The following is a 25,734-nucleotide window of genomic DNA, read 5'->3' on the forward strand; positions in this document are numbered from 1 at the left end:
CGCGCCTCCCCGCGCGATAGGGGTCTGCGCAGCCGACTTCCAGCCGCCTCGAGACCGTGCGGATGGCGCCAGCGCCCGCGCCATGGGGTTGATCGATTTCGCCGATTGCGCATTAGGACAGCGATGATCGCGCGTATCTTGTCCCGCCGCGCCCGGCGCACCGCCAGGATGGCGCTTCTACTCCCGGCATTCGCGGCGTTGCCGGTAAAGGCTGCCGACCCCGTGCCCTTCGACCTGGCGGGGCCGGGCCTGGTCATCACCGTCACGCGCGGCGAGACGACGCTGCCCATCGGCCAGGTCCCCAGCCTGGCGCCGGGCGACAAGCTGAACATCGCCGCCGACCTCCCCAAGGACCAGCGCGCGCGCTTCCTGCTGGTATCCGCCTTCCTCAACGGCGCGACCAATCCGCCGCCCAAACAATGGATCCATGTCGCCGAGACCTGGAAGCCCAAGGCAAAGGACAATCGCCTCGCGCTGACCATCCCGGACGGCGCGCGACAGATGATCCTGTTCCTCGTGCCCGATACCGGCGGCGCCGAGGGCACGATCGAAGGCGCGGTGCGCGGCAAGCCGGGCGAATTCGTGCGCGCCACCCAGGCGCTCAACCAGGCCTCGCTAGATCGCTCGCGGCTCAACGCGTTCATCGGCGCGATCCAGGCGCAGGAGAACACCCATCCCGAGCATCTGAAGACGATCGCCCCGACGCTGGCGGGCAGCCTGGCGATGAAGCTCAATGCCGACTGCCTCGCCAAGGTCGTCGAGTTCCAGGCGGCGTGCCTGCTCGAGAACCGCGATTCGCTGGTCCTTGCCGACGTCCACAGCAGCACGATGGCCGAGACGCTGATCGGCGCGCCGACCGATCTCGCACTCCAGCTGAGCTATACGCGCGAAGGCGGGCTTGGCTATTACAGCCCCTATATCGCCGTGGTGCGCGATCTGGCCCGGGTGTTCGGCGCGTTCAGCAACCCGCAGTTCAACTATCTGCCGACGCTGAGCCAGCGCCAGGACGATCGCGTCTCGCTGCTGCTCAACACCGCGCCCTCCTTCGCCAAGCCCAAATCGGTGCTAGTCGTGTCGATGCCGTCGATTGCCGCCGATGCCCCGCCGCGGCTGCGCGATAGCGGCAGCCAGCCATTGTGTGGCGCACAGCCGGGGATGGTGCTTCCGGTGGAGGGCGCGCCTTTGGTCTTCTCGACCGGCTATGCCCACGACATGATGGTGCGGCTGATCCCGCCCTCCGGCACGCCGGTCGAGCGGCCGGTGACAGCGCGCGCCGACCGCGCCGGCTATCTGTTCACCGACGGCACCCCGCTGGCCGGCTTGAGCGGCACGGTCAAGGCACGGCTTCACGGCCAATGGGGGTTCGCGCCGTTCGACGGCCCCGAATTCGCGCTGCAATTTCCCGACGGCCAGGCCTGGCGCGCGGACAAGGACGCCAATCTCGTGATCGGACGCGACAACGACATCACCCTTGCCGGCCCTGCCCCGGCCTGTGTCCGCAGCGTGACGATGCGGATCGGCGACGCGGCGCCGCAGCGCGTCGCCTGGAAGGCGGGCGACGACACGCTGGCGCTCACCCTGCCGCTCAAGGACGCGCGCCCGGGCGAAATCACGATCGCGATCGAGCAATATGGCGCCACCGCGCCGGCAAGCGTGCGGATCGCCGCCTATCGCCAGGCGAGCAAGCTCGACGCGCTCGACATCCATGGCGGCGACATGCGCGGCGTACTTTCCGGGCAGCGGCTCGACCAGGTGGCCTCGGTAGAGCTTGGCGGCGTCCGGCTGAACCCCGACGGCCTGACGCGCGACGGCGATATCGACCGGCTCAAGCTGCTCGCCGAAGGCGATGGCAGGGCGCCGGACAAGGGCGCGATCACGGCGCGAGTGAAGCTGACCGACGGGCGCACGCTGAACCTGCCGGTGACGATCGCGGCGGCGCGGCCGCACGTTGCGCTGCTCGGCAAGACGCTGGCGCCCGAGCAGACCGCGGGCTGGTTCGAGGGTTTTGGCCCGACACTGCTGCCCGATATCGCGACGCTGGACTTCTCGGTGCGCGCCGGGGGAGAGACGCGGTTCCTGCCAAACGATGTGATCGAAGTCGCCACCGACGACGAGCAGGCGCGCACGCGGCTGACGGCGGGCCCGGCGCTGCGGCTGGAGGGGCCGAGCGTGCTCGTCGCCAGCTTCGATCCCGCGGCGCTGGGACCTTCGGTGTCGGGCCCGCTCAAGTTCCGGCTGGTGCGCGGCAGCATCGCGAGCGACTGGCAGCCGCTGGCCGTGCTGGCACGCCTGCCGCGCATCGACGCCGTCGCGTGCAACGCCACGACCTGCACCTTGCAGGGCGGAGGCCTGTATCTGATCGACGCCGTGCTGCCCACGAAGGGCGGCGATGATGCCGTCCAGGTGCCGTCGGGCTTCACGGCGCGGACGCTGAGCGTTCCGGCCCCGGCGGATGGCGAGCTCCGCCTCCGCCTGCGCGACGCTCCCGACGCGCACGTGACGCTATCGGTCCGCTAGCGGCGGGCGGTCAAGCGGCCCGCCAACGGGTTTAGTGCCGCCGGTCGGTCCTTCAGGTCAGCAGCTCGATCGATGGGGATCGCAACCGAGTCGCAATCCCCTTCGCCGGCCTATCGTTCCAGTAGAAGAATGGACGTATCCAGAATTGGATTTGGCGCGAATATGCCGAATATATTGATCCTTCGCGTGAGGCCTTTCCGGGCCGCTTTCACGCGCGTGACGCTTCGGCGATCTCCTCTCTATCCTGTCTGAAAAGCTGTTGGACTAGACCCCCATCGCTTGCCACAGATCGGCAAGCGCGACGCTGCCCTGCGCCATCACCCGGTCGGCGGCGCCGTAATAGACGCGCAGTTCCTCGTCCTCGATCAGTGCGCCGCAGGCGAAGACGACATTGTCGAAAAAGCCGTGCACTTCGTACGGTTCAGTCGGCTCTGCGAGCGGCGATGCAAGCCGCGCCTTGACGATGCGCGGGTCCTCAAGATCGAGCAACAGCGCGCCGAGGCTGTAGCGCTGCTCGGCATCGACGCCGTGATAGACTTGCAGCCAGCCCTTTTCGGTCTCGAGCATCTGGGCGCCCCCGCCGATCTTGTTGCTTTCCCAGGGCTCTCCGGTGCACCCGGCGAGGCGCTGGTGCGCGCCCCAGTGGATCAGATCGGGCGAGCGCGCGATCCAGATCTCGGGCGCTCCGAAATGAAGCGGCGCGGGGCGGTGGAGGCACCAATAACTGCCGCCGATCCGGCGCGGGAACAGGCACACATCGCGATTGTCGGGCGCATGGATAATTCCGAGCCGCTCGACGGCGGCAAAGTCGTCGGTCACCGCCAGCGCCGTAGCGATGCCGAAATCCGAAACCGCGGTATAGTTGATGTAGCAGCGCCCCTCGATCACGGTGAGGCGCGCATCCTCGCAGCCATAGCGTTCGGTGTCCTTTGCCGGGAAAAGGAACGGCGTGTCGGCAACGTCGAAGGTCACGCCATCGCTGCTCCGTGCGACGCGCAGATGCGACATCGATGTGAGATGGACGCGGCGCGGATCGGCGCGCGCGCGGACGATGCGCGGGTCGGAAAAGTCATAGTCCGGATCGTCGGCGCGGAAGCTGCGCGTGGTGCAGCGCCAGCTCGCGCCATCGTGCTCAAGCACCGGCACGCGGACCTCACCGGGTGCCGCGCCGGCGACGCTTTCGGCGACGCGCACCAGCATGATGACTTCCCCGCCGATGCGCGCGACGCCAGCGTTGAAAGTACCGTCGACCTGCCAGCCGGGCCGGCTGGGGCGAACCGTCTCGGGCGTGACGATGGGATTGCCGGGCCAGCGCTTCAGCATCTGGGATCTCTCGTTACTTGAGCGACAGGGACATGCCCTGGAGGAAATGGCGGCGGAACAGCACGAACAGCAGGACAAGCGGCAGCGTCTGGAGCACGGCGCCGGCCATCACCGGCCCAGCATAGCCGCCATATTGCTTGCTGAAGGTCGCGAGCAGTACCGACAGCGGCATGCGATCGGTGTCCGAGATCACGATCAGCGGCCACAGGAAATTGTCCCAGGTGCCGGTGAAGGTGAACAGGGCGACGATCGCAATGATCGATTTGTTGAGCGGAACGACGATCCGCACCACCGTCTGCCACAGGCTCGCGCGATCGAGCCGCGCCGCGTCGAAATACTCCTCGGGCATCGCCTTGAACGACTGGGACATCATGTAGATGCCCCAGCCCGACATCAGCGACGGCAGGATCAGCGCGCCCAGCGAGTTGAGCAGACCAAGCTCCTTGATCAGCACGAAGAGCGGCAGGATGAACATCGTCGTCGGGATGACCATCTGGAGCAGCAGGAAGTCGCCGAACAGTTTGCGCCCCGGAAAGCGCAACCGTGCGAGCGCGAAGGCGATGAACGCCGAGGTGATCAGCACCGATGCGGTCACGGTCAGCGTGACGATCGCCGAGATCCCCAGCGCCTGGAGGAAGGGCCGGCCGAGCTTGTCAGCCGTGGCGAACAGGAAGCGGAAATTGTCGAGGCCGAAATCGCCTTCGAACAAGGCGGTGGTGTAGATCTGCGCGGTCGGCTTTATCGACGCTGCGACCATCCAGGCGAACGGATAGAGCCAGGTCAGCGCGAGCGCGTAGATGCCGATCGTCGCCGCCCAGCCGGCGGGGCTACGCGAGCGGACCAGCGTGCCGATGCGGTCCCTCATGCGATCACGACCTTTCGTTCGAACAGACGCCGCGCCGCCAGCACCAGCAGATAGGTCGCGGCCGAGACGAGGATGCTCATCATCGCCGCATGGCTCGGCTGGAGCCGGCGGAACGCGGTCTCGTAGATTATCATCTGCGGCGTCGCGGTGCTGTCGGCCGGGCCGCCGCCGGTGATCAGGAAGGGCTCGGTGAACAGCCCGAACGACACCAGGATGGCGAAGACCAGCACCATCATCAGTTGCGGGTTGATCATCGGCAACGTGATGCGGACTAACCGGGTGAGCGGCCCGGCACGATCGAGCCGCGCCGCGTCGTAAATCTCCTTGGGGATGGTCAGCAGCCCGGAATAGAGGATCAGCCCGTAATAGCCGACGAACTTCCACGCGACGACTAGTGCGATCGCGAGCATCGCCAGGGTCGGGTGCGTAGTCCAGGGGATGCGGATGCCGAACCAGTCGAACAGCACGGCATTGAGCGGACCGGTCGAGCTGAAGATCTTGGTGAAGACGAGCGACAGCGCCACACCCGACGACACGTTCGACAGCAGGAAGCACAAGGCGACGAACGCCTTGCCGCGGCCGACATGCTGCAGCCCGAATGCGACGACCAGCGCCCCGCCGAACGCGATCGGCACGTACATCACGAGGAAGCGCATCACGTTCCACAGCGCCTGCAGGAATTGCGGATCCTGGACGGTGCGGAACAGATTGCGCGTGCCGGTGAACACCGGCTCGTCGAAGAAGCGCCACTGCGTGACCGACAGCTTGGCGAGCCAGAAGAAGGGGTAGGCCCAGAAGATCGCGGTGAAGACCAGGTAGGCCGAGGCGAGCGTGAGCCCGACCCACGCCTCGCGCGAGACTCTCGGCCGCTTCATGCCCGCAACCGCAGCATCTGGTCGGTCGCGGCCGCGGCCTCTGCGAGCGCGGCCTTGGGCGTGCGCTGCCCGGTCATCAGCGGTTCGACGAGCTTGGCGGTCATGATCTTCTGGATATCGATGGTATGCTCCGAGAGCGCCGGTGGCTTGGCGCTCGCGACATGCGCGGCATAGGCCTGGCCAATCGGGTTGCCGCGATAATAGCCGGCGAAAAGCGGGTTCTCGAGCAGGTCTCCGCGCGCTGGCGACAGGCCGGTGCGCTGCAGCCAGAGCAGGTTCAGCGCTGCGTCGCCCAGCACCCAGGCCAGGAAATCGAACGCCTCACGCGCGACGCGACTGCTCTTGAAGATCACCACGCCCTTGCTGTCCGAAAAGGTCGCGCCCGGCCCCTGCCCTGTCGCCTGCGACACGATCGGCCCGGCCGCGATCCGCGCCAGCGTCTCCGGATAGATCTTGGCGAAGCGCTCGACGTCCCACGGCCCGCGCACCGCGCCGGCAGCGAGCCCGGACACCAACGGTTCCTCGGCATCGAAATCGAGCGCCGTCCAGCCGCGGCGGAACATCCGATCGATGAACCCGGCCGCCTGCAACCCCGCCGCATTGTCGTACAGCGCGTGCCCGCCTTCGAGATAGGGCGCGCCGTTCGATGCGGCGTAGTAGAAGGATATGAAGTCGAACCAGCGATCCGCCCAGCCGCGGCCCGAGATCACCTGCATCCCGTAGCGCGACCGCGCGACGCCGTAGCGCTCGCAAAAGGCATAGACGTCCGCATAGGTGCGCGGCGGCGCCGAGAAACCGTGCTTCTCGAGCAGATCGGCGCGCCACCACAACAGCGTCGGGCTCGAATAGATCGGCAGCGCGCAGACTTGGTTGCCCTGGGTCCAGCCAGGCATGATCGCTCCCATGTCGCGGCGCGCAACCAGCTCGGCATAACCGGGCATCGCGGCAAGATTCTCGACCTGGCCGAGCGCGGCGAGTTGCACTGCAAAGCCGGAGAAGATGTTGGTGCTGAGATCGGGTTCAGTTCCGGCGACCAGCGCCGACAGCACGGTATCCTCCGAGGCCCCCGCGGTGGGGATCGTCGCGAACTGCACCGGCAATCCCCGGCCGCGCGCGTTCCAGCGCGCGACCGCGATCTTCCAGAACCCCTCCTCGGCCTCGTTGGGCGCGACCCAAAGGCGGATCCGGTCGGTACGCTTCTCGGTGCGGCGCGACGAGCAGGCGGCGAGCAGCCCCAGGGTGCCGCCGAGCGTGATCTGGAGAAGGTCCCGCCGCGCGATCATGGCAGCGATACGCCGTCGAGCGCGCGCAGCGCCAACAGCCCCTCGATCGTCGACTCGGCGCCTGAATTGGGGTTGATCGAGCCCGGCCCGTTGATCCCGTCGTGCACACGGCCGCTGGCTGGGTCGTAGACCGGGACGCCGGCATCGTTGGCGCCCGACAGCCAGGCACCGAGCCGGCGTGCGATATCGCGATACCGCACCTGGCCGGTCTGGCGATAGGCTTCGGTCGCGGCGAGCACCATCGGGCTGATGCCATAAGCGATCTGCGGAAAGCGCTGGACCTCCGCCGCCTCGGCCTGCCCGGCCATCCTCCGCAACGTGAAGCTCGAAAGCATGCCGTGCTCGAGCAGATAGGGGTAGAAAAGGTCGACTTCGCGCAGCGCGCTCGCCGTGAAGTCCCGCCGGCCGAGCGCGGCGCCCGCGCGCAGCAGCGCATAGGCCTGGGCGTTCCCCCAGCCATGCCACTGATTGCGCCAACTCAGATGCGCGCCGTGCGGAAAGCTGCGCGCATCGCCCGCCTGCATCTGCACCAGCCCCTCGCCGAGCCGCGCGACCAGCGCGCGGGTACCGGCATCCCGGGTGCGCTGGTAATGCGGCAGCAAGCCGAGGATCGCAGTCGAGGCGGCGTCGGCCCCTGCGCCGAAGGGAAGCCAGGTCGGCACTGGCACGCCCTCGACCGTTTCCACCGCGCGGCGGTCGAGCGGCAGGTCGTGCTTGAGATTGGCGACGACGCGGTCCGCCGCTGCGCGCGCACGGACAGCAGTGGGCGAGCCGGCGGGCAGACGGCGCAGCGCTGCCTCGAGCCCCCACAAGGCGCGCAGCGACCACCAGTTGAGCTCGGCGAGCGATGTCCGATACGTGCGGTTGATCTGCCCGCCGGCCCAGATGAAATTGTGGAAATAGCCGTTGTCGGCCTGCATCTGCACCAAGAACCGCGTCATCAGCTCGATCTGGTGCAGCCGCCTGGCGTCCGGATCCGGGTCCGCCGCGAGCAGCACGATCGCGCGGGCAACGTCGTCGACACAGGCATAGCCTTCGCGCGGCTCTATCGCGAAAGCGAAGTCGGGCGCGGTGCTGTAGATATTGACCACTCCCACCCGCTCGCCGCCGACATCGGCTTCGGCGAAGAGATGGTCGAAATGGGCAAGCGTGATCCGCGGCGCGCTACTGTCCGCGATACCAAGCGACGCCGGCGAGACCATTCGCTGCGGCGCGGCGCAGGCGACCAAGGCGAGCGCGGAAAGCAGGGCAGCACTACGCCAGCGCAGCGCGCGGCGATACGCTATTGCGCCGCTATCCTGCGAAGCTTCGGACGCGCTGACCATCAGGTGCGGACCTCTCCTGCCCCTGAGTAACAAGCGGCTGGTTAAACGATAAACAAGCGCAGTTGTGCGTGTCAAGCTGGCGGGCTAGGCTCGGCCTTTCAACGACAAGTCAGCGGAGAGGAAGGAAGCGGTGCGGGCGAAGCGGGCCACTCTCAAGTCGATCGCCGCGGACCTCGGCGTCACGCCCACCTCGGTTTCCAACGCGTACAACAGGCCTGCCAAGGTCTCGAAGGAGTTGCGCGACCGGATCATCGCGCATGCCCGGCTGGTCAATTATGACGGCCCCCACCCCGCGGCGCGCTCGCTGCGCACCGGAAGGTGCGGCGCGATCGGGGTGCTGTTCAACGATCGGTTGAGCTACGCCTTTACCGACGCGTACGATATCACCTTCCTGCGCGGGATCTCGTCGGTGTGCGAGGAGGAAGGCGCGAACCTTGTGCTCATCCCGCTCAAGGACCGGCATCCCGAGCAGCGCGACAACCTCACGGCGATCGTCGACGGCTACATCCTCAACGCGCCGTACAAGAGCCATCCGACGATCCGCATGGCGCTGGCGCGCGGGCTGCCGACCGTGGTCGTCGATTTCGACGCGCCCGATCTCGCCAGCGTGCACACCAACGATCGCGCGATGATGCGTGCCGTTCTCGGCCACTTGTTGGCGCTGGGCCACCGCCAGATCGCCATCGTGACCTTTCCCTTTTCGGAAGACCATGGCGAAATCTTCGCGCTCGATCGCGACGTTCCCGACGATAACCATGTCGTGCGCGAGCGCATCCGGGGCTGCCGCGACGCAGTCGACGCGGCCGGGCTGGCCCAGGCCGAGATTCTGGTGTGCGAGACGGTCAACAGCGAGGATGGCGGGCAGCACGCAGCGGAGCGGCTGCTGCGCCGCCGTCCCGACCTGACTGCCCTGGTGTGCTTTTCCGACCGGCTGGCCCGCGGCACGATCGCCCATTGCCAGGCGCACGCGCTGGCAGTGCCGCAGCGCGTCTCGGTGACCGGCTTCGACGGGCTCGATCCGCCCTTCCGGGAAGCCGAGGCGCTGCGGCTGACCACCGTGCGCCAGAACGCTTTCGAAAAGGGCCGCAAGGCCGCCGAGATCCTGTTGCGCGAAGGCGGCGCTGCGGGGCTCAAAGTGGACATCGAGGCCGTGTTCATGGTCGGCGACACCACCGCTCAAGCATGGGAGCTGGGTACGGCATGACGGCATTGGCGCTTGCGGGGCTCGGCAAATCCTATGAGGGCGTCGAGACGATCCGCGGCATCGACCTCGAAGTCGCGCCGGGAGAATTCGTCGTGCTGGTCGGCTCGTCGGGCTGCGGCAAGTCGACGGTGCTGCGGATGATCGCGGGGCTCGAGGACGTGTCGGCCGGCACCATCCGGATCGGCGACCGCGACGTCACCCATGCCCCTGCCGCGGCGCGCGGCGTGGCGATGGTATTCCAGTCCTACGCCCTCTACCCCCACATGACGGTGCGCGAGAATCTGAGCTTCGGGCTTCGCAACCTCCGCGTGCCGCGCGCGCAGATCGCCGCGCAGGTCGCCCATGCAGCCGATATCCTCGAGCTGAGCGAACTGCTCGACCGCCTGCCGAACCAATTGTCGGGCGGGCAGCGCCAGCGCGTTGCGATCGGCCGTGCGATCGTTCGCGATCCCACGATCTTCCTGTTCGATGAGCCCTTGTCCAACCTCGACACCGATCTCCGGGTCCGCATGCGCCACGAGCTGGCGCGACTGCACAAGCGGCTGGGCAGCACGATGCTCTATGTCACCCATGACCAGGTCGAGGCGATGACGCTCGCCGACCGGCTGGTCGTGCTCGACCGCGGCCGCATTTCGCAGGTCGGTACGCCGCTCGACATCTATGCGCGCCCGGCCAACCTCTTCACCGCCGGGTTCATCGGCAGTCCGCGGATCAACCTGATCGAGGCGCGCCTGATCGAGCGGCGCGGCGAAGATGCGCTGTTCGAGCTCGCCGGAGGAATCCGCGTCGCCCGGCCTTGTGCCAGCGGGCGCGTGGGCGATCGCGTCACCGTCGGGCTGCGCCCCGAGCATCTCGGCATCGAACCGGGCGCGCAGCGGCTCGCCTTTCCGCTGACGATCGAGGCCGTTGAGGCACTCGGCCATTCGACCTTCGTCTACGCGCATCTCGATCAGACGGGCGAATTCCGCGCAAAGCTCGACGGGCATCACGCCGTGCCGGTCCCGGGAACGATGACGCTCCACGCCGATCCCGAGCGTCTCATGCTGTTCGACGCCGCCGGCCAGGCGATCCCAACCCGCTGAACACCGCCGAACAGCTGCATGATTGCGCGGCTTGATAGCCATTTGGTTTATCGATAAACGTTCTTGTCCCGAAAGAGAAAAATGCCCGCGCAGACGGGCATGGCCGACGGGATTCAGAGGAGGATGGTCCATGAAGCGCAACGCACGATTCCGCTTGATCGAGATGACCGGGATGGCGACGGTCCTCGCCGCCCTGGCGATGCCCGCGGCTGCCCAGGAACGCCAGGCCGGGCCGCAGGACAGCCAGACCGCCGACAGCAGCGTCCAGACCGAAGACGACGCGATCGTCGTCACCGGCCTGCGCGAGAGCCTTCGCCGCGCCGTCGACATCAAGCGCTCGGCGGACAACATCGTCGACTCGATCGTCGCCGAGGACATCGGCAAGCTGCCCGACCAGAATATTGCCGAGGCGATCCAGCGCATCCCCGGCGTGACCATCTCGCGCGACAATGGCGAGGGCCAGTTCATCACGGTCCGCGGCCTCGGCCCGGCGTTCAGCACCGCGCTTTACAATGGCCGCATCCTCGCGACCGAGAATCAGGGCCGCGAGTTCAGCTTCGACATCCTGCCCGCCGAGCTGATCAATCGCGTCGACGTCTCCAAGACGCCGACCTCGTCCCAGGTCGAGGGCGGCATCGCCTCGACCGTCGACATGTACACGGCCCGCCCGTTCGACTTCGGCAAGACCAAGCTCGTCGTCTCCGCGCAGGGCAATTACGACAAGATGCGCGGGCAGGTCTCGCCCCAGGCCTCGGGACTGTTCAGCACGACCTTCGGCGGCGGCAATTTCGGCATCCTCGGCGCCTTCTCCTACATCGACCGCAAGATCGAGGGGCGCCGCATCTTCACCGACGGCTGGGAAGCGAACCAGAGCCTCGACTTCAACCGCGACGGCACCCCCGAATTCACCGGCGTCTCGCTCCCCACCTATGTCGAATATGGCGTCAACGAGACCAACCGAAAGCGCCTCTCCGCTTTGCTGACCGCCCAGGCGCGGCTGTCCGATGCGCTCGTCCTGACCGTCGACGGCCTTTATTCGAAGCTCGACGTCAACGACGACAACAAAGTATTCTTCGTCTATGGCGGCCCCGGCGACGTGCGCTCGGGAACGGTCGACGCGAACAACACGCTGACCAGTTACACCGGCATCGCCTCCGGGCCGATGTTCACCAACCAGATCCGCCCGCGCCTCGCCAAGACCTATCAGGTCGGCGGAAATCTCGAATATAAGGGGGACGGCCCGCTATCCGGCTTCCTCGACCTGTCCTGGTCCAAGGCAACCGACGACACCGGCGGCAACCAGGCCTGGTTCGAAAGCAACCTAGCGGCGCCGGGCTATTCGCCTTCCGGCGTCAGCTTCGCGCTGCAAAACGGCCTGCCCGTCTATTCGGGTCTCGGCGCTTTCGACACGACGAACGCCAAGGTCGGTTACCTCACTTATGAGGGCGTCAGCGTCGCCGACGAGATCTACCAGCTCAATTCGGAGCTCAAATACGAGGCCGAGGCAGGCCCGCTGCGCGCGATCACCGCCGGCTTCAACTATTCGGACCGCAAGAAGGAGCGCTTTTCGTACAAGACCCCCGATGCGCTGCAGAGCGTCTTCGGCGGCGTGACGGTGCCGCAGAGCGTGTTCGGTGACACCGCCGACGCCAGCGACTTCTTCGGAATCGACATGTTCCCCAACGGCTTTCCGGCCTACGCCGCGGCCGATCTCGCGGCCTATCTGCTCACCGATGCCGGGATCAACGCCAGCACCAACCCGACCGCGACCCGCGCTGCGCTCGCCGCGAACGGTGGCGACCTTGGCGTGGTGCTCCTCCCGAGCAACAGCGGTTCGGCGCAGGAGCGCACGATCGGCGGCTTCGCCCAGGCCTCGTTTGCCGGCAATCTCGGTTCGCACGCCTGGTCAGGCAATCTCGGGGTGCGCTACACGCGCACCAAGGTAACCTCGCGCGGGTTCGGCCAGGAAATCCTGAGCATCACCACCCCGCCCGGGCTCGATCCGATCGTCAACCTCTCCGCGCCCCAGGCGATCACCGAAAAGGGATCGTATGACGAATGGCTGCCGAGCGCGAACGTCAAGGTCGACGTGGTCAAGGACGTCGTCTTCCAGGCGGCGGTCGCCAAGACGCTGACCCGCGCGACGCTGAGCGACCTGCTGCTTATCCGCAACATCAATCCACGGCCACGCGAGCGGGCGATCACCGACGGCAATCCCGGTCTCCAGCCGATGGTCGGATGGAACTACGATGCCGCGCTGACCTGGTACATCGACCGCTCGAGCTTCGTCAGCGCGGCCGTGTTCCAGAAGGACCTCAAGAATCTGAGCGAGTTGGTGACGTCCACGATTCAGGTTCTCGGCTTTGATTTCCAGCGCACGCGACCGGAGAATGTCGGCGACGATCGCATCCGCGGCGTGGAGTTCTCGGGCCAGTACACCTTTACCGGCCTCCCCGCCCCGCTCGACGGCCTGGGCGTGCAGGGCAATGTCAGCTTTGTCGGCGACGAGGGCAACACCTACAATCTGGTCGGCTTCTACGAGAAGGGCCCGCTGCAGATGCGGCTCGCCTACAATCATCGCGATGCGTACGAACAGACCGCGCGCGGCAATCGCGGCCAGCCGGTCGACGTCGCCGCCTATGGCATCTGGGATGCGAGCATCAACTTCGCGCTCAACGATCACTTCACGGTGTTCGCCCAGGGCCTCAATCTGTTCAACGAGAAGACCTTCCTCTATTCGGTCTTCAAGGAGCGGGTGATCACCTACGAGAGCTACGGCCCCCGCTATGCGCTCGGTATTCGCGCCAATTTCTGACGGCGCGTGCGCGCGGGGAGCGACATCAGGCCGCTCCCCGCCACCGGACGCTCGTCCCTCTCGGCACCCGGCTGCGCGCGGCAACCCGGAGGGGCCGGCTCCAAATCCGCTGATGGGTGCCTAGCAATTCCATCCACCCTCGCCTGTCCGGCTTGGACACGCTACCCCCTCATCGATGCGCAGCTTGCCCCTTCTCTACTCCTTCCGACGCTGTCCCTATGCGATCCGCGCGCGGCTCGCGCTGCTCGCAAGCGGCGCAGTTTGCATCCTTCGCGAGGTCAAACTCAGCGCAAAACCTGTCGAGATGGTCGCCGCCTCGCCCAAGGCGACGGTGCCCGTGCTCATTTTGCCCGACGGAGGCGTCATCAACCAAAGCCTGGATATCATGCGCTGGGCACTTACCCGGCATGATCCCGTGGCTTGGCTGGACCGCGAGGACACGGGTCTGATTGAGGCGAACGATGGTCCGTTCAAGCATCACCTCGACCGAACCAAATATCCCGATCGCCATGGCAGCGATGCCCAAACGCACCGTGCGGCATGCCTCGACTTGCTACGCCCCCTCGAGGATCGGCTGGCAGCTACTGCGTACCTTGGCGGGGAGGCGATGGGCCTCACCGACGCGGCGATCCTGCCCTTCGTCCGACAATTTGCGTCGATCGATCGCGGCTGGTTCGATGCCCAACCGCTACCGAGCACCCGCCGCTGGCTTGACAGCCTGGTCGCTTCCGACCTCTTTGATGCCGCGATGGTCCGACGGACACCTTGGCGCACCGGCGACCGTGACATCCCCTTCCCATAGACTCAGAACCGGACACGCCGACGCTCCCCGAACCTGGACTTGGTCATCTCGGCCGCACGCGACCGCTAAGCGGCCCAAATGGGGTCATTCCTCGGCGCGCTCGCTGATCTCGAAAGCCGCCCTTCGTTTAGATTGGCGGCAATTAGACGGTAAACTGCGACGCCCCTGTCAAATGCGTCCCCGCGATCTTGTTCGCGTTCTCCTTGTGCGCCTTGGCATAAGTGCGAGCGAGCTCTCTGATGGTGGTGCGACCTCGAACTTGCCCGATCGCACGTCTCTTGGGCACTGTGTGCCCCCCAGTTAGCGGCGGCTGCGCGCCGGCGAAGATGTCGAGCGCGTCCTTGCCGTCGAGGTATAGCGTTTGGGCGCCTTTGTGCCCGGCGACTTCGCTGCATCGACGAGCAGCGTATCGATGCGGATGGTCACAGCCTCGTCATTCGTGCCAAATGACCACCAAGCGTCACGATATGGTCCGCTTCGACAGGGGAAGCGTAACCGTTGCAGCGAGGCCACCCTGGGCGGATTCCTCGAGCTTCAGTGCGCCTCCATGAAGTGCGGCGAGTTCTCTCGCGATGGCGAGCCCGAAGCCATGGCCATCGCCACGCTCGTCCAGCCGGACGCCCGGAGCGGTTGCGCGGTCGCGCTCCGCCGCTGGAATCCCCGGTCCATCGTCGGAAACTTCGAACCGAAGCAGTCGGCCGTCGGGCTGAACCTCGATTGCGACGCCTGTGCGCGCGTGTCGCGCAGCATTGTCGATCAGATTGCCGAGCAACTCGTCAAAATCAGACGGGCCTATCGCAACGGCCCAATCGCGCGCTGCGTCCACTTCGACCATAATATTTCGGCCCGCATGGAGCTGCGATATTGTGTGGACCAATGCTTCCAGCGCCGGCTCCACACGGGTCACCGCTCTAATCGAGGACGAGTCCAGCCGAGCGCGGGACAAATGGTGCCGGATCGTTGTATCGATCCGTTCGACCTGCGCTGCACGCGGATCATCGCGCAGGTCCAAAGCGAGCGTCGCGACCGGGGTCTTGAGCGCATGCGCCAGATTGGCGGCGGACGCACGAGCGGATGCGAGAGCCGCGGCGTTGTCACGGACAAGCGCGTTCAATTCCTCGGCAAGCGGGCGAAGCTCTTCGGGCTGCGCCTCATCGACCGCCGCGATGCTCCCGTCGCGGACCGCAGCGACCTCATCGCGCAAGCGGCGGACGGGACGAAGGCCCAGCCGGACCTGCGACAACGCGGCCAAGCCTAGCAGGGCGCCGATCGCCCCCAGCATGCCCAGGAGCGGAAGCAGCGCGTCGCGAACCGGACGCTCGATAATGTCCCGCGGCGCTGTCGCGAACATTGTCACTGCCCCGCCAGACGTTTCCAGGCGCAGCGCGCGGCCGTGCACGGCATCGCCGTCACGGCTCAGTCCCTCGATCGGCCGCACATGACCACGACCCGCTGCACCGGTCAGGTGCTCCGGCGGCCCGGCCTCGATTTGCGGAAAATCTTCCGATCCGAGCTCCAGCGCGGGCGCCTCGACTCGCCAGCGCCATCCCGGCCCCGCATCGAGCGCGCCCTGCACCTGGCGCAGGCGCGCGCGGTCCAGCGTGCCGTCCTTGCCGACCGCCGTCGCAATCAGCGCAAGCTGGGCATCAAGGCGGCGGTCGATGCCCTGTGTCACCACGCGCCCGAGGATTCCCGCTACGATCACACCGGCCAGCAGCAACGCAACCAGCGTCGCGGTCGCCGACAAGGCGAGCATTCGTCCCTGGATCGATCGTGGCGCCAGCCTCATGATGGAGCGCTCTCGCAAAGCCGGTATCCGCGCCCGCGCACCGTCTCGATCAGCTCGGCTCCGATCTTCTTGCGCAGCCGGCCTATAATGACCTCCAGGCTGTTGGAATCGGTGTCCGCATCGCCCTCGTAGACGCGCTCGAGTAGGTCGAGCCGCTCGATCACCACACCCTTGGCGAGCGTCAGTGCGGAAAGCACGCGCCACTCAAGCGCCGTCAGTCGAAGCGGCAAGCCATCCAGTTCGAACTGCCCGGTTTGCGCGTCAAAGACGAGTGGGCCCGAGGTGATGCGCGTGGCGGCATGTCCCGCGGACCGCCGGACCAGCGCGCGCAACCGCATCATCAGCTCCTCGACCCGGAACGGCTTGGTCAAATAATCGTCCGCACCCGCCTTGAACCCTGCGACCTTGTCGGACCAGCCATCGCGCGCGGTGAGCACCAGCACAGGCAGTGTGCGGCCGGCGTCGCGCCACTCCCGCAGCACGGTAAAGCCGTCCTTCCCCGGCAGGCCAAGGTCGAGAACGGCCGCGTCATAATGCTCGGTATCGCCAAGATGCCCGGCGTCGATCCCGTTCGTCGCCAGATCGACGGCACAATTCTCCTGCCGCAGCGCGCGGGCGATGGCGGGCCCCAGATCGGGATCGTCTTCGACTAGCAGGATGCGCATGGGCTTTGGCTACCTCCCGAGCTTAAACCCAAACTGAACGCCAGGGTTCAGCGGGGCGTGGGGCGGCGGGTCGTACCTCCCTGTCATCGACGACAAGGAGATTGACGATGACGACCCTCAAGGACAAGTTCCCGCGCCTTTCGCATGGCCCAGTGCTGGCCGCCGGCGCCGCACTGCTGCTCGCGCTTGGCGCCGCGGGGGGCGCCGGCGCCGTTTCGCTGACGCGCCCGCCGGTCGAGATGGCGCCACTTAACGCTACTCCGATCGGCAAGCTCTCAAGCGCCAGTGGTGTCGTTACGGTCAAGGGCAAGGTGACCGAGGTGTTTGGCGACCGTATCGTGGTCCAGGACCAGTCCGGTAAAACGATGATCGATGTCGGGCGCGCTTCGGATCTTGGCCTTGCGGCCGGGCAAGATGTGACAGCGCAGGGGCGCTATGACGACGGCCAGTTTCGGGCTTCCTATCTGGTCGGGGCAAATGGTCGGGTGAATGCGATAGGCCCCGCCGGCGCCCCGCCGCACGGGCCCCGCGAACCGGGTGGACCAGGCCGTCCGCCGCATGAATCGCCGCCGACCGGCCGGCCGGACCGTGCTGCGCCGCCGCTGCCGGCGCCGGCCGGCTGTGACGATCGCCCAAGCGCACAGGCTGCGCCGCCTCCCCCCGCGATCACGGCTTCGCCCGAGGCGACGAACGGCAGTACGGCGAGATAGGCAAGCGAGGCCGCGGCCGTCATACCCGCGGCCTCGCTCTACTGTGACGCGGATTTCACACTGACGAGATGTCGACATGAATAACGTCCGCCTTGCGGGCTGTTTGAGCGGAAGCCGCCTGTCTGTTGCCGGCCCAAAATCAGGATCGATCGGCAGCGAGAATTCTCAAGAGCGCCATCGTCCCTCCCGTGAGACCAAGTATGCCTGACGAAGCGCAGCAACCTCGATCAGGCGAGCCGATTTCCCGTTGGTCAATGGGAAGGCGTTTCGAACGGGTAGGCGAAGTATGCCATCGTGCCGAACAGCACCAAGGCGCCCGCCACCGCAAGCGGCGCGGCAAGACCAAAGCGCAGGATCAGCACAGCGCCGATTGCCGCGCCGGCGAAGATCGCGAGGACCGCACCGATCCGGCGGCGCGCGTTGGGATTGGTCCCGCCCGCCGCCACGGAGTCCGCAACCAGGCCGGTCAGCGTGAGCGTCAGCACCGTCGTGGTCAGATCCGGAATCTTAAGCTGCCTGATCGTCGCGTTGCGAAACCCCATCGCAACCCCGGTCAACGCGATAATCGCGAACAATATCAGGCCGGCGGGCGCCGCCACTCCAAATGTCAGCGAGATTGCGGCGGCGAGCCATAGCAACGTCGTTTCGACGACCGCTGCAATCATCAGCCACCTCCGCTCCGAACGGTCCGCGTGTCGCTTCGCCACGCGCCCGGCAAGCAGTGCGCCCGCGAGGAAGCTCGCGATAGCGACGACGAAGGGCGGCCAAGCGAATCCGGGCGCGCCGGCGACCGCGAACCCCAGGAACACGACATTGCCGGTCATGTTGGCGGTGAACACTTTGCCGAGCCCGAGCACGCTGGCGGCATCGACCAGCCCGGTCGTCGCCGACAGCAGCAGCAGCAATGGCACGCGCGGATCGAAGTTGGCGTCCTTGGTCATGGGCGTCGTCCTAGAAGCGGAAATTGCTTTCGAGCCCGAGCATGGCGATCGTCTTCGCCAGGCCGGTCTGGCGAATGAAACTGCCCGGCACGAAAGCGGAAAGCGAGCCGGACAATTCGAGTTCGGGCGTCGCCTGCCAGTCCAGCGTCGCTTCGAGCTGCTTGCCGACGAAGGGCGAGGCTCCGCCGACAGGCGCGCGGATCAGATTGCCGGGGATGTCGTAAACGCCGTCGCCGCGGGCGTATCGCCAATAGGCCATTCCGGCCAGGCCGGCGGACACGTTCCGCGTGATCGTGGCGGTGATCCGCGGGTTGACGTTGACGATGTTGTACGGCCCGATCGGGGACAGCTCGCCGAAATACTTGCCTTTGGGGAAGAGCGCGTTGAACGTGCCGAGGCGGTCGTCGGAGGGGTCGTGATCACCGCTGACGATGTTCATGCGCATCGTCACATCCGGCGCCAGCGGCGCGCCTGCGAAGTGCCGCCCGATTTCGCTGCCGATCGTCCAGGCCCTGATCCGGCTTCCGGCGAAGCTGCCGAACTGCGCCACACCCTCGACATTCCAGTGCCACCCTGATGACGCGCCGAACAAGCGCGCGCCGACGCTGTGGCGCAACTCGCTGCCGGAGCGGCCGCCGAAGGTCGCGGCCGTGTTGCGGTATCCGAGATAATAGAGATCGAGGCCCGATCCGATGCCGATGTTCGCCAGGCTAGCGTAGGCGCCCCACAGCGATTTGGTGCGCGAACGCGTGTCATCGAAGCTGCCGCTACCTGGTTTGACGGGACGCACCGCGATCATGCTCACCGTCGCTCCGGGCAGCGAGACGATAGCGCGGAAGCCATCGAATGCGAGCGGCACATTTGGCCCGTAACGCGTGCCGATCAATCGCTCCGTGCCCAGCGGCACCATCTGCCGCCCGGCACGAAGCGTGATGCCGGTGTCCGGCTGGCCGCCGAGATGGATGTCGGCAAACCCCTGCAACAGATCGAGCCGGGTCTGGTCGAGCGGGCTCGCCGCCGGGGCCATGCCGATCGCATAGGCCGCGACCGGCTGGACGAAGGCGCGGAAGCCGAGCTTTCCAGTTCCGACATGCAGATCGGCATAGGGCAGTGCGCGCAGCCACAGATAGCCGTCGTCCGGCGCAGGCCCGCTGCCCCATAGATTATTATCAAAGCTCTCGACTCGTGCCCGCAATTCGACGCCGGTGGTCAGCCAGGCATCGGCGGCCAAGGGGACGTATTTCAAGCGCCCGGTCCAATGCGCGGCGCGAAGCTCGGGATCGGCCAGCGACTCGTAGCTTTCATCGAAACGCGCATTGGTGAGCGTCGGGGCTTGCCAAGCTTCCCTATGCGGTTCGGTCTGCGCGGCGGCGGGGCTCGCGAGACCGAGCACGAGCACGAGCAGCGACAGGCTACGCACGCCGCTTTTCCAAATCGGCCACCAACGCCGCCAGCACGAAGCCGCCGATCAGCCCGACATGTTCGAAGAATGCATTGGTCGCCATGAAGCGTTCGTGCCCCGCCGGCATCGTCCAGAAGGCGTTGGCAACGATCGCGGCGAGCAGGGTGAACACCCCCAGCATCCCTGCGCCAAGCCACACCAGGCGCCCCGTCAGGATCAGCAACGGCCCCACGAGTTCGACGGCGACGGTCAGCGCGGCCCATAAGGCCGGCGGATTCATCCCGAAATGCGCTTGTTCGGCGACCGCTGCCGGCCAGTCCGCGGCCTTGACGATCCCGCCGAGCAAATAGGCGCCGACCAGCGCGAGTCTGGCGAGGAACCAGGTAGCGCGACGATCGAGAAGGGCATCGACAAAGTGCGGATCGACGGGATCGGACAGCCAGGGCATGGCTCAGACCGCCCAGCAACCGCAGCCGAAGCTGCCCCAGAAGGACTGCACGTCCTTTGCAGGAACGTTCGCCGCCAGCGCCGCGGCATGGTCATGGCCATGGACCGAGCACGCGCTTGCACAGCCGCAGGCGCTCGCCAGCTTGGCCGATGCCTCGGGCGTGCGATGGTACCCGCCGAAGGTTGCGACCGGCGACCAGTCCGGCATCGGACGTGGCAACGCAGGCGCGAGCGGTGCGTAATCGCCCTCGCCGGACACCACCGCGCCGCCGAGGATGGTCAGGACCGAGCGCAGATGCGGGATATCGCTTTCCGGCACCCCGAAATAGTCGCCCGACAGGACGGCGAGGTCGGCGAGCTGGCCGGCCTTGATCTGCCCCTTTTTGCCAACCTCGCTGGAGAACCAAGTGTTGTCGACCGTCCACAACTGCAACGCTTTCTCGCGGCTCAGCCGGTTGGCGCCGGGATAGAGCGACAGACCGCCAACGGTCTTGCCGGTGACCAGCCAGTGAAGCGAAACCCAGGGGTTGTAGCTGGCAACGCGCGTCGCATCTGTGCCGCCGCCCACCGGTAGCCCGGCCGCCAGCATCTTGGCGATCGGCGGCGTGCGCTCCGCCGCCTTGGCGCCGTATCGCTCGACAAAATATTCGCCTTGATAGGTCATGCGATGCTGGATCGCGATGCCCCCGCCCAATGCGGCGATACGGTCAATGTTGCGGTCGCTGATCGTCTCGCAATGGTCGAAGAACCAGTTGATCCCGGTGAACGGGACGTCCTTCGCGACCTTTTCGTACACGTCGAGCGCGCGGCCGATCGTCTGGTCGTAGGTCGCGTGCATGCGCCACGGCCATCTGTGCGCGGCCAGGAGGCGGATGACCGGCTCCAGATCGCCTTCCATGCTGGGTGGCATGTCGGGGCGTTCGACCCGGAAATCCTCGAAATCGGCTGCCGAATAGACCAGCATCTCGCCCGCGCCATTGTGGCGATAGGTGTCGTCGCCCTGGCCAGGCTTGATCTGGCTGACCCAGTCCTGGAAATCGGCGAGCTCGTCCTTCGGCTTTTGCGTGAACAGATTGTAGCTGATCCGCAGGCTCAGTTCGCCGTCCGCATGCAGCTTCTCGATGACTGCATAATCGTCGGGATAATTTTGCGAGCCGCCACCCGCGTCGATCACGCCGGTAATGCCGAGCCCGTTCAACTCGCGCATGAAATGGCGCGTCGAATTGAGCTGATACTCTTGCGGCAGCTTCGGACCCTTGGCCAGCGTCGCGTACAAGATCGTGGCGTTCGGCTGCGCCAGCAGCAGGCCGGTCGGATTACCCGCCGCGTCGCGCACGATTTCGCCGCCGGGCGGGTTCGGGGTGTCCTTGGTATAGCCGACCACCCGCAATGCCGCCGCGTTGAGCAATGCGCGATCGTAGAGGTGGAGGATGAACACCGGCGTATCGGGCGCGACCGCGTTGAGTTCAGCGATCGTGGGCAGGCGCTTTTCGGCGAACTGATGCTCGGTGAACCCGCCGACCACGCGCACCCATTGCGGCGCGGGCGTCTCGTCGACCTGCCGCTTGAGCATCGCCATGGCGTCGGCGAGGCTAGGCACACCATCCCAGCGCAATTCCAGATTGTAATTCAGCCCGCCACGAATGACGTGCATGTGGCTGTCGATCAGCCCGGGGATGATCCGCCGGCCCTTGGCGTCGATGACCTGGGCGCTTGGCGCCGCTTCGCGGATCTCCTGTTCCGAGCCGACCGCCAGAAAGCGGCCGTCGCGGATCGCGATTGCCTGCGCCTGCGGATTTTCGCGGTCGAGCGTCGTGACCTTGGCGTTGACGAGGATGAGGTCAGGCATCGATTTTCTCCGTTCGCGGGCGCCGAGCGGCGTCGGCATCATGGCCAGGGCAGCGGCGCCGCCGATCAGGGTTTCGCGGCGGGTCGGCGTCACGACGCGCGATCGTGTGCGCTGTCACCCGGGAGCCGGCCCAGCACCGGCTCGGCACAAGTGGTCCGCACGGCGGCGCCCACCGGCTGGCCGCCAAGGATGCGCACCGCGGTCGGCACGATCTGCTCGCCGATCAGGATGCCGAACAGCCCAACAAGGGCGATGACCGGCGGCGCGGGCGACTTCACGCTGAGGAGGCTATAGACGATGCCGACCGCCAGGCCCGCACCAAGGGACAGGAGATAGGGCTTCATCATAGCCTCCTCTGTATCGCTCAGCCGCGCACGAAAGCGAGCAGATCAGGATTGATGACGTCGGCGTTCACCGACAGCATCCCGTGCGAATAGCCCTTGTAGATCTTGAGCTTGGCGTTCTTGAGCAGTTCGGCCTGCTTCACCGATGCGTTCTTGTAGGGCACGACCTGGTCGTCATCGCCCTGCAGGACGAACGTCGGCACGGTGATGGCCTTGAGATCGACCGTCTGGTCGGTTTCGGAGAACGCCTTGATGCCCTCATACTGGGCCTGCGCGCTGCCCATCATGCCCTGGCGCCACCAATTGTCGATCGTGCCCTGACTGATCTTGGCGCCCGGACGATTGAAGCCGTAAAACGGCCCGGAGGGGAAATCCTCGAACAATTGCGCGCGGTTTGCCGCGAGCCCGGCGCGGATCCCGTCGAACACTTCCATCGGCAGGCCATCGGGATTGCTGGGCGTCTTCGCCATCAGCGGCGGCACCGAACTGACCAATACCGCCTTGGCGACCCGGCCACTCGGCTGGCCATATTTGGCGACATAGCGCGCGACTTCGCCGCCCCCCGTGGAATGGCCGATATGCACGACGTTGCGCAGGTCGAGATGCTCGACGACTGCGAGTGCGTCGGCGGCATAATGGTCCATGTCATGCCCGGTCCCGACCTGAGTTGAGCGGCCGTGGCCGCGGCGGTCGTGCGCGACGACGCGGAAGCCGTTGCCAAGGAAGAACAGCATCTGCGCATCCCAATCGTCCGACGATAGCGGCCAGCCATGGTGGAACATGATCGGCTGGGCGTCCTTGGGGCCCCAATCCTTGTAGAAAATCTCGACGTTGTCCGTGGTCTTTACGAAACCGCTCATGGTCCGTGCTCCTGTTGCTTGGGTAGTTCGAGCAAATGCCGCCGCGGGCAGCATTGTCGCCGCGGTCATACCGGCCGAAACGGCGATGACCGCGCGGCGCGAAATTACGGTGCTTGATGGTGACATCACCGGATCATCCTGTTGGGGTTGATGCGTGCCCGTTCAGGCATGCGCGGCTTCGGACGCGCCAAACATCGACCTGGCGTAGGTGATGCCGAGCCCGTAGGCGCCGCCCCACTTCTTCGCGATCCCGGTGGTCGAATTGTAGGTTTCGGTCCGTGCCCAGTCGCGCTGGAGCTCGAGCAGATACTGCAGCGAGGTCATCGGCTTGGCGCCCAGCTGGATCATCCGCTGCACCGCCCGCTCATGGGCTTCGGGCGAGATGTCGCCGCACGCGTCGGCGATGAAGTAGCAGTCGAATCCCTGGTCGATCGCAGAGGCCACCGGCCCGACGATGCACACGCTGGTCCACAGCCCGGCGAACACAATCCGCGCCTTCCCGATCCGGTTCACTTCCTCGATGACCGCGGCATCTTCCCACGTGTTCATCGACGTCCGGTCGAGCAGCGGCTGGCCATCGAACGCGTCGACGATCTCGTCGAACATCGGGCCGGAGAAGCTCTTCGCCGCGACGGTGGTGAGGATCGTCGAAACCCCGAATGACTTTGCCGCCCGGCTGACGAGCGCGGCGTTGTTGCGGAGCAGCTCGGCGGGGATCGATCCAGTGGCAAAGGCCATTTGCGACTGGAAATCGATGAGGATCAGCGTGTGATCCTCTGGCGAAATAAGTGATTTTCCGGCAACCGGCGTGGCGATGATCGGCATGGCAGGGACCTCTTTCCTGGGGGCTCGGAAGCGATGACGCCGGCCCTCGGAAATTCCACACCTGGAACGTCGATATAAATTTTCCCCGCGCGTTCAACGGCGCCAGAGGATCAGCGCCGACGGCGCAGTTCGATCCGCGTCGGGTTCACGCGTACGACGCGTAACGACAGCAATTCGGCCGCCGTATGTGCGAAACGCTCCGGATCGCTTGCGCGAAATCGGCCGGAGACGCGCAACATTTCGATCGCCGGGTCGGTGATGACCAGCTTGACTGCGCTACCCTCGCTCACCGTCGCTGCGGCGACCGCCAGTGTCACGTCGTCGAACTGGAGCAGCTCGGCCTGCCCGCCCGCCGCCGATGCGAGACGGACGATGCGATCCTGTTTGCCGGTTCGAGTCACCAGCTGCTCGCCCGGGCGAAGGATGGCGGCCGCTGCCCCGCCTTCGACACGAACGCTGCCCTCGAACAGGGCGACGCGAATGCCGCCTTCCTCGAGCGCCACCTCGAACCGGGTGCCGATATCATAGATCGTTCGATCGCGCGCACGGACGCTCAGCGGCCGGGTGTCGCGCCCGACCTGTAGCCTCACGCTGCCCCGCTCCAGCGCAACCTGCCGCCGATCGGAGGCGAGCGCTACGCGGACTTGCGTTGCCGGCGAGAGCGTCAGGCTGGTCCCATCGGCTAGTACGAGGTTTCGCGGCGAGTTTGCGGGTGCCGCAAATGCCAGGCCCCCCTCTAGACCGGGATCGCGCTTCCCGGCGATCTGGTGGAGGCGTTGGGAAGACGTCAGTCCAAACCCGAGCCCCCCCGCAATCAGGGCGATCAGCGCTACTCCGGCCGCAACCGGTCGCCAGTGCAGTCGCATAGCGTGCCAACGCGATGCCCCTCGATCGGACAACGCTGCTTGGCGCAATGCCGCGAATTCCTGGTCATCGGCGTCTCCGAAAAGCGCCCACACGCGCTCCACGGCCTCCCAGGCAGCCCGATTGTCGTCACTCTCCGCAAGCCAGGCCTCGAACAGTCCTGCCTCGACCGGCAGTCCACGGTCCCTGTGCACCTGCCACAGCGCGGCCGCATCGCTTGGCGACAAGGTTGCGAGATGCGCCCTAGTGATAGGCTGCGTCATCGAATGTCCCCAGCCGAGGCAAGATGGGCGATAGCGCGCACCATATGCTTCTCGATCGCACTGACCGATATGCCAAGCCGTTTCGAGATTTCGATGTAACGCATCCCTTCAAGACGGCGCAGCACGAAAATGGTCCGCGTACGCTCGGGCAGCTGATCCAGCACCGAGAGCGCGGCCCGCAGCGCGTCGCGGCCGGCAACGATACGATCCGGCGCGATCTCGGTGTCGGCCAGTCGCTCCGGATCCAATTCGACATGGGCGTCGCTGTGCCGGACCACACGTCGGCGCTGACGATCGGTGACTACGCTTTCAGCAACCTGGAACGCGTAACTGCGCAAATTGTCGATGTCTTCCAGCCCGCGGCTCGACAGCCGCAGGAAGACTTCCTGCACCAGGTCATGGACATCCTCCTGCTGCCGGATCCGATTGCGGAAATAGCCGGTAAGAGGCGCGCGCAACGCTTCCAGCGCGTTGGCGCGGCCCTGTTCGTCGGAAAGGTCGAAGGGCGCTTCCACTGCACCACCTTGCGGCAATCCGGCGCTTCGCGCCAGCGCCCTGCCATGCCCTGCCGCCGGACGCCAAGGGGTGCGTTGATACAGCTGCGATCTCATCGACGGGATGACGTTGCGCGTCGCGAAATCCACACCTCGCTTCCCGCGCGGCGATCTAGCTCGAAGAAACCGC

General features: G+C 66.2%; 22 protein-coding genes. 6 read left to right on the forward strand and 16 right to left on the reverse strand.

Annotated features, from left to right (window positions below; translation table 11 throughout):
• The first annotated feature begins 168 nt into the window (after positions 1 to 168).
• On the forward strand, positions 169 to 2,517 hold the full coding sequence (locus tag AB2M62_RS13280) for a hypothetical protein (protein ID WP_404334443.1): 2,349 nt from the start codon (positions 169 to 171) through the stop codon (positions 2,515 to 2,517).
• Positions 2,518 to 2,781: 264 nt separating this feature from the next.
• Here AB2M62_RS13280 and AB2M62_RS13285 read toward each other — a convergent pair whose 3' ends face one another.
• Genes AB2M62_RS13285 through AB2M62_RS13305 form a run of 5 tightly spaced genes read right to left on the reverse strand, consistent with a single transcriptional unit; the run spans position 2,782 to position 8,188 of the window.
• Positions 2,782 to 3,840 (reverse strand): glycoside hydrolase family 130 protein, encoded by a 1,059-nt coding sequence (locus AB2M62_RS13285; protein WP_404334445.1) that lies wholly within the window; start codon positions 3,838 to 3,840, stop codon positions 2,782 to 2,784.
• A 13-nt stretch (positions 3,841 to 3,853) separates the two neighbouring features.
• Positions 3,854 to 4,705 carry a carbohydrate ABC transporter permease gene (locus AB2M62_RS13290; protein ID WP_404334447.1) on the reverse strand — a complete coding sequence of 284 codons (852 nt, stop codon included), beginning with the start codon at positions 4,703 to 4,705 and terminating at the stop codon, positions 3,854 to 3,856.
• Complete coding sequence (locus AB2M62_RS13295; RefSeq protein ID WP_404334449.1) at positions 4,702 to 5,580, reverse strand: carbohydrate ABC transporter permease; 879 nt, start codon at positions 5,578 to 5,580, stop codon at positions 4,702 to 4,704. Before AB2M62_RS13295 ends, AB2M62_RS13290 begins: the two co-directional genes overlap by 4 nt.
• Positions 5,577 to 6,863: an ABC transporter substrate-binding protein gene (locus AB2M62_RS13300; RefSeq protein ID WP_404334451.1), complete on the reverse strand. Its 1,287-nt coding sequence runs from the start codon at positions 6,861 to 6,863 to the stop codon at positions 5,577 to 5,579. Before AB2M62_RS13300 ends, AB2M62_RS13295 begins: the two co-directional genes overlap by 4 nt.
• The gene (locus AB2M62_RS13305) at positions 6,860 to 8,188 is read right to left on the reverse strand and encodes a hypothetical protein (protein ID WP_404334453.1); all 1,329 of its coding nucleotides are present in this window, start codon (positions 8,186 to 8,188) and stop codon (positions 6,860 to 6,862) included. Before AB2M62_RS13305 ends, AB2M62_RS13300 begins: the two co-directional genes overlap by 4 nt.
• 130 nt (positions 8,189 to 8,318) lie before the next feature.
• Between AB2M62_RS13305 and AB2M62_RS13310 the strand changes: the two genes are divergently transcribed.
• The 4 genes from AB2M62_RS13310 to AB2M62_RS13325 all read left to right on the forward strand — a co-directional run bounded on the left by AB2M62_RS13310 (position 8,319) and on the right by AB2M62_RS13325 (position 14,091).
• The gene (locus tag AB2M62_RS13310) at positions 8,319 to 9,392 is read left to right on the forward strand and encodes a LacI family DNA-binding transcriptional regulator (protein ID WP_404334455.1); all 1,074 of its coding nucleotides are present in this window, start codon (positions 8,319 to 8,321) and stop codon (positions 9,390 to 9,392) included.
• The gene (locus tag AB2M62_RS13315) at positions 9,389 to 10,474 is read left to right on the forward strand and encodes an ABC transporter ATP-binding protein (protein ID WP_404334457.1); all 1,086 of its coding nucleotides are present in this window, start codon (positions 9,389 to 9,391) and stop codon (positions 10,472 to 10,474) included. The genes AB2M62_RS13310 and AB2M62_RS13315 overlap by 4 nt, the downstream gene beginning before the upstream one ends.
• Before the next feature lie 130 nt (positions 10,475 to 10,604).
• Complete coding sequence (locus AB2M62_RS13320) at positions 10,605 to 13,289, forward strand: TonB-dependent receptor (protein ID WP_404334459.1); 2,685 nt, start codon at positions 10,605 to 10,607, stop codon at positions 13,287 to 13,289.
• Positions 13,290 to 13,464: 175 nt separating this feature from the next.
• Positions 13,465 to 14,091, forward strand: coding sequence for a glutathione S-transferase (locus tag AB2M62_RS13325; protein WP_404334461.1), 627 nt, complete (start codon positions 13,465 to 13,467; stop codon positions 14,089 to 14,091).
• A gap of 460 nt (positions 14,092 to 14,551) precedes the next feature.
• On the opposite strand, the gene AB2M62_RS13330 is transcribed toward AB2M62_RS13325, so the two are convergent.
• Both AB2M62_RS13330 and AB2M62_RS13335 read right to left on the reverse strand, forming a co-directional pair.
• Positions 14,552 to 15,880: a sensor histidine kinase gene (locus tag AB2M62_RS13330; protein WP_404334463.1), complete on the reverse strand. Its 1,329-nt coding sequence runs from the start codon at positions 15,878 to 15,880 to the stop codon at positions 14,552 to 14,554.
• The gene (locus AB2M62_RS13335) at positions 15,877 to 16,545 is read right to left on the reverse strand and encodes a response regulator transcription factor (protein ID WP_404334465.1); all 669 of its coding nucleotides are present in this window, start codon (positions 16,543 to 16,545) and stop codon (positions 15,877 to 15,879) included. The genes AB2M62_RS13330 and AB2M62_RS13335 overlap by 4 nt, the downstream gene beginning before the upstream one ends.
• A 107-nt stretch (positions 16,546 to 16,652) precedes the next feature.
• On the opposite strand from AB2M62_RS13335, the gene AB2M62_RS13340 reads away from it, so the two are divergent.
• Positions 16,653 to 17,255 (forward strand): hypothetical protein, encoded by a 603-nt coding sequence (locus tag AB2M62_RS13340; protein WP_404334467.1) that lies wholly within the window; start codon positions 16,653 to 16,655, stop codon positions 17,253 to 17,255.
• 251 nt (positions 17,256 to 17,506) lie between these two features.
• On the opposite strand, the gene AB2M62_RS13345 is transcribed toward AB2M62_RS13340, so the two are convergent.
• The 9 genes from AB2M62_RS13345 to AB2M62_RS13385 all read right to left on the reverse strand — a co-directional run bounded on the left by AB2M62_RS13345 (position 17,507) and on the right by AB2M62_RS13385 (position 25,694).
• Positions 17,507 to 18,196 (reverse strand): YoaK family protein, encoded by a 690-nt coding sequence (locus AB2M62_RS13345; RefSeq protein WP_404334469.1) that lies wholly within the window; start codon positions 18,194 to 18,196, stop codon positions 17,507 to 17,509.
• Between the two features lie 10 nt (positions 18,197 to 18,206).
• On the reverse strand, positions 18,207 to 19,607 hold the full coding sequence (locus AB2M62_RS13350) for an alginate export family protein (protein WP_404339938.1): 1,401 nt from the start codon (positions 19,605 to 19,607) through the stop codon (positions 18,207 to 18,209).
• A gap of 1 nt (position 19,608) precedes the next feature.
• Positions 19,609 to 20,046, reverse strand: coding sequence for a DoxX family protein (locus tag AB2M62_RS13355; RefSeq protein ID WP_404334471.1), 438 nt, complete (start codon positions 20,044 to 20,046; stop codon positions 19,609 to 19,611).
• A 3-nt stretch (positions 20,047 to 20,049) separates the two neighbouring features.
• On the reverse strand, positions 20,050 to 21,894 hold the full coding sequence (locus tag AB2M62_RS13360) for an amidohydrolase (RefSeq protein WP_404334473.1): 1,845 nt from the start codon (positions 21,892 to 21,894) through the stop codon (positions 20,050 to 20,052).
• Positions 21,895 to 21,983: 89 nt separating this feature from the next.
• The gene (locus AB2M62_RS13365) at positions 21,984 to 22,238 is read right to left on the reverse strand and encodes a XapX domain-containing protein (protein WP_404334475.1); all 255 of its coding nucleotides are present in this window, start codon (positions 22,236 to 22,238) and stop codon (positions 21,984 to 21,986) included.
• Between the two features lie 20 nt (positions 22,239 to 22,258).
• Positions 22,259 to 23,098 carry an alpha/beta fold hydrolase gene (locus AB2M62_RS13370; protein WP_404334477.1) on the reverse strand — a complete coding sequence of 280 codons (840 nt, stop codon included), beginning with the start codon at positions 23,096 to 23,098 and terminating at the stop codon, positions 22,259 to 22,261.
• Between the two features lie 162 nt (positions 23,099 to 23,260).
• Entirely contained in the window at positions 23,261 to 23,923 is a 663-nt protein-coding gene (locus tag AB2M62_RS13375) for a hydrolase (RefSeq protein ID WP_404334479.1), read from the reverse strand.
• Between the two features lie 110 nt (positions 23,924 to 24,033).
• Positions 24,034 to 25,050, reverse strand: a complete 1,017-nt coding sequence (locus AB2M62_RS13380) for a FecR family protein (protein WP_404334481.1) — start codon at positions 25,048 to 25,050, stop codon at positions 24,034 to 24,036.
• Positions 25,047 to 25,694 carry an RNA polymerase sigma factor gene (locus AB2M62_RS13385; protein ID WP_404334483.1) on the reverse strand — a complete coding sequence of 216 codons (648 nt, stop codon included), beginning with the start codon at positions 25,692 to 25,694 and terminating at the stop codon, positions 25,047 to 25,049. Before AB2M62_RS13385 ends, AB2M62_RS13380 begins: the two co-directional genes overlap by 4 nt.
• Positions 25,695 to 25,734 lie beyond the last annotated feature (40 nt).

The organism is Sphingomonas sp. MMS12-HWE2-04 (genome assembly GCF_044881185.1).
GTDB lineage: Bacteria > Pseudomonadota > Alphaproteobacteria > Sphingomonadales > Sphingomonadaceae > Sphingomonas.

Coding starts and splice junctions, on each gene's coding strand:
- AB2M62_RS13290 (WP_404334447.1), bottom strand. CDS start 4,705: ATGAGGGACCGCATCGGCACGCTGGTCCGCTCGCGTAGCCCCGCCGGC.
- AB2M62_RS13320 (WP_404334459.1), top strand. CDS start 10,605: ATGAAGCGCAACGCACGATTCCGCTTGATCGAGATGACCGGGATGGCG.
- AB2M62_RS13325 (WP_404334461.1), top strand. CDS start 13,465: ATGCGCAGCTTGCCCCTTCTCTACTCCTTCCGACGCTGTCCCTATGCG.
- AB2M62_RS13335 (WP_404334465.1), bottom strand. CDS start 16,545: ATGCGCATCCTGCTAGTCGAAGACGATCCCGATCTGGGGCCCGCCATC.
- AB2M62_RS13300 (WP_404334451.1), bottom strand. CDS start 6,863: ATGATCGCGCGGCGGGACCTTCTCCAGATCACGCTCGGCGGCACCCTG.
- AB2M62_RS13305 (WP_404334453.1), bottom strand. CDS start 8,188: ATGGTCAGCGCGTCCGAAGCTTCGCAGGATAGCGGCGCAATAGCGTAT.
- AB2M62_RS13360 (WP_404334473.1), bottom strand. CDS start 21,894: ATGCCTGACCTCATCCTCGTCAACGCCAAGGTCACGACGCTCGACCGC.
- AB2M62_RS13380 (WP_404334481.1), bottom strand. CDS start 25,050: ATGACGCAGCCTATCACTAGGGCGCATCTCGCAACCTTGTCGCCAAGC.
- AB2M62_RS13285 (WP_404334445.1), bottom strand. CDS start 3,840: ATGCTGAAGCGCTGGCCCGGCAATCCCATCGTCACGCCCGAGACGGTT.
- AB2M62_RS13375 (WP_404334479.1), bottom strand. CDS start 23,923: ATGCCGATCATCGCCACGCCGGTTGCCGGAAAATCACTTATTTCGCCA.
- AB2M62_RS13355 (WP_404334471.1), bottom strand. CDS start 20,046: ATGCCCTGGCTGTCCGATCCCGTCGATCCGCACTTTGTCGATGCCCTT.
- AB2M62_RS13280 (WP_404334443.1), top strand. CDS start 169: ATGGCGCTTCTACTCCCGGCATTCGCGGCGTTGCCGGTAAAGGCTGCC.
- AB2M62_RS13315 (WP_404334457.1), top strand. CDS start 9,389: ATGACGGCATTGGCGCTTGCGGGGCTCGGCAAATCCTATGAGGGCGTC.
- AB2M62_RS13370 (WP_404334477.1), bottom strand. CDS start 23,098: ATGAGCGGTTTCGTAAAGACCACGGACAACGTCGAGATTTTCTACAAG.
- AB2M62_RS13295 (WP_404334449.1), bottom strand. CDS start 5,580: ATGAAGCGGCCGAGAGTCTCGCGCGAGGCGTGGGTCGGGCTCACGCTC.
- AB2M62_RS13345 (WP_404334469.1), bottom strand. CDS start 18,196: ATGACCAAGGACGCCAACTTCGATCCGCGCGTGCCATTGCTGCTGCTG.
- AB2M62_RS13340 (WP_404334467.1), top strand. CDS start 16,653: ATGACGACCCTCAAGGACAAGTTCCCGCGCCTTTCGCATGGCCCAGTG.
- AB2M62_RS13365 (WP_404334475.1), bottom strand. CDS start 22,238: ATGAAGCCCTATCTCCTGTCCCTTGGTGCGGGCCTGGCGGTCGGCATC.
- AB2M62_RS13330 (WP_404334463.1), bottom strand. CDS start 15,880: ATGAGGCTGGCGCCACGATCGATCCAGGGACGAATGCTCGCCTTGTCG.